Annotated in this window: 5 protein-coding genes; 3 read left to right on the top strand and 2 right to left on the bottom strand. The window is 58.5% G+C overall.

What is annotated here, in order from left to right:
* The 3 genes from ACFW0H_RS29985 to ACFW0H_RS29975 form a co-directional block, all read left to right on the top strand.
* The coding region (locus ACFW0H_RS29985) for a glycine cleavage T C-terminal barrel domain-containing protein (protein WP_422917465.1) at window positions 1-276 on the top strand (276 nt) is incomplete at its 5' end.
* 3 nt (window positions 277-279) lie between these two features.
* Window positions 280-849 carry a sarcosine oxidase subunit gamma gene (locus tag ACFW0H_RS29980; RefSeq protein WP_422917464.1) on the top strand — a complete coding sequence of 190 codons (570 nt, stop codon included), beginning with the start codon at window positions 280-282 and terminating at the stop codon, window positions 847-849.
* A gap of 104 nt (window positions 850-953) precedes the next feature.
* Window positions 954-1,751 (top strand): IclR family transcriptional regulator, encoded by a 798-nt coding sequence (locus tag ACFW0H_RS29975; RefSeq protein ID WP_422917463.1) that lies wholly within the window; start codon window positions 954-956, stop codon window positions 1,749-1,751.
* Between the two features lie 266 nt (window positions 1,752-2,017).
* Here the strand turns inward: ACFW0H_RS29975 and ACFW0H_RS29970 are convergent, their stop codons facing one another.
* Together ACFW0H_RS29970 and ACFW0H_RS29965 are read right to left on the bottom strand one after the other, a co-directional pair.
* Window positions 2,018-3,964: a methyl-accepting chemotaxis protein gene (locus tag ACFW0H_RS29970; protein WP_422917462.1), complete on the bottom strand. Its 1,947-nt coding sequence runs from the start codon at window positions 3,962-3,964 to the stop codon at window positions 2,018-2,020.
* A gap of 1,158 nt (window positions 3,965-5,122) precedes the next feature.
* Window positions 5,123-5,680, bottom strand: a 558-nt coding sequence (locus tag ACFW0H_RS29965) for a flavin reductase family protein (RefSeq protein ID WP_422917461.1), incomplete at its 5' end; no start/stop codon positions are given.

The following is a 5,680-nucleotide window of genomic DNA, read 5'->3' as shown; positions in this document are numbered from 1 at the left end:
CTGAAACGCAAGCTGGTGGGCTTCACCCTGCCCAGGGGCAGCGCGCAACCGCTGGAAGGCCACCTGGTGCTGAACGGCCCGGACATCAGCGGCAACGTCACCTCCTGCGAGTACTCCGGCACCCTCGACCAGATCATCGGCCTGGCCTACGCCGGTGCTGACCAGGCCGAGCCGGGCTCGCTGATCCCTATCCGGGTCGAGGGCGGCCAGGTGGTCCAGGCCACCGTGGTGCAACTGCCCTTCTTCGATCCCGACAACAAGCGCCAGGAGCTCTGAGCCATGACCAGCCTCAATCCCATCGAGCGCTGCGCGCTCATCGACCTCACCGACCTGCCGCGCGTGGGCTTTCGCGGCATCGACGCCGCCGCCTTTCTGAACGAACGCGGTTACCAGCTGCCGGAGGCGCCCAACCGGGCGCTGACGCAGGAGGACGGCGCACTGGTGGCGCGCCTGTCGCAGACCGAGTACCTGCTGCTGGGCAGCCTGGCCGACCGCGGCGAACGCATTGCTGCCGAAGAGGCCGGGTGGCAACTCGGCGACAGCGGCAACTACCTGCTGCCGCGCCAGGACAGCCACGCCTGGCTGCAACTCTCTGGGCGCCACGTAGCGGAGGTGATGGCCAAGGTCTGCGGCGTGGACCTCCGGCCGGAAGCCTTCCCTGTTGGAGCGGTGGCGCAGACCTCGGCGGCGCGTCTCAACGTCATCGTGATTAACGCCGGCACCGGTGAGCTGCCGCGCTTCCATATCCTCTGCGACCGCGCATCGCTGGACTACTTCCACAGCGCCATGCTGGATGCCATGGACGAGTTCGGCGGACAGCCGGTGTCGTTGGAAGCCTTGCTTTCGTAGGTTGGCGCCGAGCGACGCGAAGCCCCACATCGGACGTTGGGCTTCGCCGAGCTCGGCCCAACCTACGCCTCGCGACAAGAGTCTATCTGCTCGAAGGAGTCTCTATGACCGCCATCGAAACCCCGGAACGGGAAGCGGACTACCGCGTACCCGCCTTGCAACGCGGACTGACCATCCTCGGCATGTTCAATGCGCGGGAGCGCAGCCTGAGCATGAACGAGATGGCCGAGCGCCTGGAGGTCAGCCCCTCGGCCGTCTACCGCATCGTACAGACGCTGGTGGATATGGGTTACCTGCAGAAGGCCGGCCGCAATGCCTTCGAGCTGGGTGCGCGGGTGATTTCCAACGGCTTCGCCTACCTGGCCAGTCGTGACATCGTCGAAGTGGCCATGCCCTATCTCAATGACCTGCGCGACCGCACCTCGCTGTCCTGTCACCTGAGCATCCGCGAACACACCGACAGCCTGTATCTGTATCGCGCCTTCGCGCCCCAGCGACTGACTGTGAACATCCCCATCGGCACCCGCCTGCCCTGCCACAGCACGGCACTGGGCCGTGTATTGCTGACGGCGCTGGACGAGATCGATCTGAGCCAGCTCTACCAGCACGTGCGCCTGGACGACTACCCGCCGCCGGCGCCGCGCACCCTGCCTGAACTGCAACAGCTGATCGCCCAGGACCGGGAACGCGGCTGGGTGTTACACCGTTCCGATTATTCCACTGCGATTGCGACCGGCATCCGTGACCACAGTGGGGGAGTAGTAGCCGCTGTCAACCTGTCCGGACCGGATGCCGTGATGGACAGCCCTTTTGCTCAGGAAGCCTTCCTTGCGGCCCTGCTCGCGGCTAGTCAAGAAGTGTCCGCTGCGCTCGGACACGCAAACACGCCACGTCTAATGTGACCACTAAAGCAAGGCGCACTTCAGTAGAGTGCCCATTTCTTGATTGCAAGCGCATCCAAAGACCTGAACTACTCGGTGGTCCGTAAACTGAGGGGCATGAGTAGTCCGATACTCGCGTCATAGGGAATACGACGAGGAATGGACTGACGGAAAGGCGATTGATGCGTGTCACTCAAGGCTTTAGGGGGGACAGAATCCGCTGGAGCTAGATGCCCGACACAAAAAGTACCCCAGCGGATCCTGAACTCTTTTCCCTCCAAGAAAACTCACGTCTTAAAGCGATCGATCCAACCGTTCAAATCGCCAGACAAGATAGCGAGCGACTGGGAGTTGACCTGGGCTGAATCAGCCAGATCGGCCACCAGTTGGGCATCCGAATGGATTTGACTGATGTGCAGACCTATATCTTCCGCAACCTTGGTCTGTTGTTCGGCAGCGGTGGCGATCTGAGCGGTCATATCTCGAACAACGTCTACCGAGGAACGGATCAGCTCGAAGCTGGAGCGGGCATCGCTAATACTGCTCAGGGTCCCCTGCGAGACATCCAGGCTTGCGTACATTTGCTTGCTCACCTGATGAGTTCGAAGGGACAGATTCCCCAGCAATTGGTCGATCTCCTCCGTCGAATCGGCAGTCCGTTTCGCCAGGGCCCGCACCTCATCTGCAACTACAGCAAAGCCCCGTCCCTGCTCCCCTGCCCTCGCAGCTTCGATAGCCGCGTTCAAGGCCAGCAGGTTCGTTTGATCGGCGATTGCCCGAATCGTCCCGAGAATGGATTGGATTCCGTTGCTGTCCTTCTCCAACTGCTGCATCGAATCGGCAGCCTGGACAATTTCGGAACTAAGACGACCAGCGCTTTGCACCGCGGAGTCTATTTGCCGTTGCCCTGTCCAAGCATCGCGTTGCCCTTGATCGGCGGACTCCGCAGCCTGATTGCAGGAACGAGCGACATCATTTGCCGTAGCCAGCATTTCGTGGAAAGCGGTGGAAACTAAATCGACAGATTCGCGTTGACGGTTCGCAGCTTCCGCCACATCGGCTGCAACGCGCATCGACTGGCCAGCCGTGTCAATCAGCTGCCTGGCGGCAGTACTGATTCGCTGAATTAGGCCACGGATGACACCCAAGAACTCATTGAACCAATTCGCGAGCTCCGCCGTTTCATCACGTCCCTTCACATCAAGACTATTGGTAAGATCTCCATCGCCCTGCGCAATGTCTTCAAGCCCCTCCGTGACGTGCTGGATTGGTCGAACGATCAATCCAGCAACTACCCCGCCTAGGAGGGCAAACGAAATCGCTAGTACGGCGGCAATCGCCAGTATGAGCCAGGTCAACTGTGTGGCACTGGCCATAACCTCGCTTTCTGGCACCAGCCCTATGAAGGTCCAGCCAAACGCATCCGAATGCCAGACGTTCACAAGGTATCGGTCACCTCGAAGCACAATTTCCGTAAGGCCAGGTTTGGCTGTCGCGAGTGGGGTGTATTCGCCACCCAGCTCCGCCAGCTTCTTGAAGTTATGGGCAGGCTGGCTGGGATCGACCAAGACGGTTCCGGTATCTTCGACAAGCATGACGTAGCCGGACTCTCCGAGCTTGATCTGCTTAACCGTTTCGGTGAGCTGTTTAAGGGACACGTCGATGGTGATGGCCCCGCCCTCCTCGCCTAAGCGGTTCGCATAGCTGCGGGTTACCCCAACCAAGGCCACGTTATCCTGGGCCCAGTAGTACGCGGGGCTGCGGGTTGTCTTCCCCTTTGCAGCCATGGCAGCCTGGTACCAGGGGCGTTTTCGAGGATCGTAATTCTTCAGGTCGGAACTGGCCGGCCATGGAACGGTAGCGCCGTCAGATGTGGCCAGGTAGATGTAGGCGTAATCAGGATGGCTGGTGGCGATACTTTCGAACAGCTCAAAGATCTGCTTGTCCTGATCACCCAAGGGAATTAGCGAAGGATCTTCGCCGGTATATTTCTTCAGATTTCCATCTGCGTTCTGCAATAGTGGATAGCTGGCAAGAAAATCTGCAGTTTGACTGATGGACTGGAAGAATAACTGCATGGAGTTTTCAACCTGTCGCATTTCTCTCGAGCTACTGGCTATAAACTCATCCTGCGCTTCATTTCGCACATTCAGTATGACCAGTAGAGCGATGAGTGCCGCAGGCAAAACCGCAACGAGAGAAAACGCCCAACCAAGCTTATGTCTGATAGTCATCTTTTCTTTGTTCTCCTTGACGTTCCCATCGACATCGCGTTGGGCTTATCAGATACACAGGGGACCGCTCGTAAAGTCATTTCTACCCATAAAAAAATGGCGACACTACTTTTGGCAGTGTCGCCGAGGCCAATGAGGCCAGGCTTGGCAATATTGATGTGCGCAAAACCAGGCTTGTGACCTGAGCCCTGCATGCCATGATTCGGGCGAATCATGGTTCTTGCCTGATCCGCAGAGCCAGGCAACTTACCGCTATCCACAAGGGGAATTTATCTATAACAAAGTAGCCCTGATATAATGGAAACGCCCAATTCTATTATTTTCCCTCACTGACCAGGCTCGCCAGCCCGACGTAATTAAAACACACTCAGTACTTATGTCAGTATGTGCCGCCATTAGCAGGCTTGGTTGCTGGCTCACACTTAATAGACCACCCGTGAGCACGAAAAAGTTCAGCGCAGCACGGATCGCGACAGCATTCTGTGAATGAATACTCAATCAGACAGCTTGCCGAATCATGAAATATAGGGCGTTTGGCTTGCCCTTTGCGCCATGCTCGAACGAGCACAAAGAAGGTCAACTCGCACCAACAAGGAACGTCACGCCATGCGATCGCCTGAGCGCCCTGGATATTCCTAATTGCGCTTGCTTGTTTCAATTGATCTGCACCAGGAGTCCCGTGCATATGATGGATTTGATCCGGTGGTAGATACCCTTGCCACTGGCCAGTACGCACCGATCAGCGCAGACGACTTGGAAGACCACGCTAGCAACTGCTCAGCTACTGACGAACAGAATTAGAGCCAGGACCAGGCTTTCCACTGCATGCCGAAGCCTTTGCTTCCAAGCCGAACGTAGCCGCTATGCGCTTGCAGTACCCAGGACCGACGGGCTGGCCTGCTGGCGAGCGGACATCGAGGCGTGCCGACAGACTGAGGACGTCCCGCCAAAGGACGAGGCGCGAGCTGAGCGGTAATTGAAAAGCCGGTTGAAGCGGAGGTTCAGGGGACATCTTCGAGCGAGCCACGGTGCAGTGCCATGGTATCTCCTGATTCACCTGAGCGGGCCACCCGCGCCCTCCGGCACAGGTGACCCTCGATCAGCGGGCAAATAGGTCCATGGTGAAGCATCTTAGGCCGCTGGCAGCGACGCCCTGAGCTAGAGGTCGATGACTAAGTCTGAAGTTGGCCGACTGCAGCAAAGCAAGCGCAGACCCTTGTCGATTTCACGCTGACGAATACCACCGTTGTGCTTCATCTCGACGGTACCTTCGAGTATGGCGGTCTTGCAGGTGCCACAGACGCCTTGGCTGCAGGAGGAAGGCACGATCGCGCCGGCCTTCTTTGCCGCAGCTAGTACGGTCTGTTCTGCACTCATGGTGAAAGTCTTGCCGGAACGCGCCAAGTGCACGGTGAACGTATCTTGGTCCTGACCGGGCGCTGATTCCGCGGGCACCGGCTGGACACTGACTTCTGCATTGATATCGAAGCTTTCCTGGTGGTAACGGCCCAGGTCGAAGCCGCCAGCGCCCAGCAAAGCTTTGGTCGCATCCATGTAGCCTTTCGGGCCGCAGGTGAAGACTTCCCGATCTTTGAAGTCGGGGATCTGCCGCTGCAATTCCTCGAGCGACAGACGTCCGACAGGCCCTGTCCAATTCGGCTCATCCCCCAGGCCCTCGCAGAAGAACAACGTGCGCAGGCGGGGCATGGAGCGCTC

Origin of the sequence: Metapseudomonas cellulosilytica (assembly GCF_049334135.1) — a bacterium.
GTDB lineage: Bacteria > Pseudomonadota > Gammaproteobacteria > Pseudomonadales > Pseudomonadaceae > Metapseudomonas.
Note: the sequence above shows the minus strand (reverse complement) of the source record. Positions and strands in the feature narration are given on the sequence as shown.

Bases quoted from the DNA above. Each gene is read 5' to 3' on its own strand.
- ACFW0H_RS29980 (WP_422917464.1), top strand. From the start codon at position 280: ATGACCAGCCTCAATCCCATCGAGCGCTGCGCGCTCATCGACCTCACC.
- ACFW0H_RS29975 (WP_422917463.1), top strand. From the start codon at position 954: ATGACCGCCATCGAAACCCCGGAACGGGAAGCGGACTACCGCGTACCC.
- ACFW0H_RS29970 (WP_422917462.1), bottom strand. From the start codon at position 3,964: ATGACTATCAGACATAAGCTTGGTTGGGCGTTTTCTCTCGTTGCGGTT.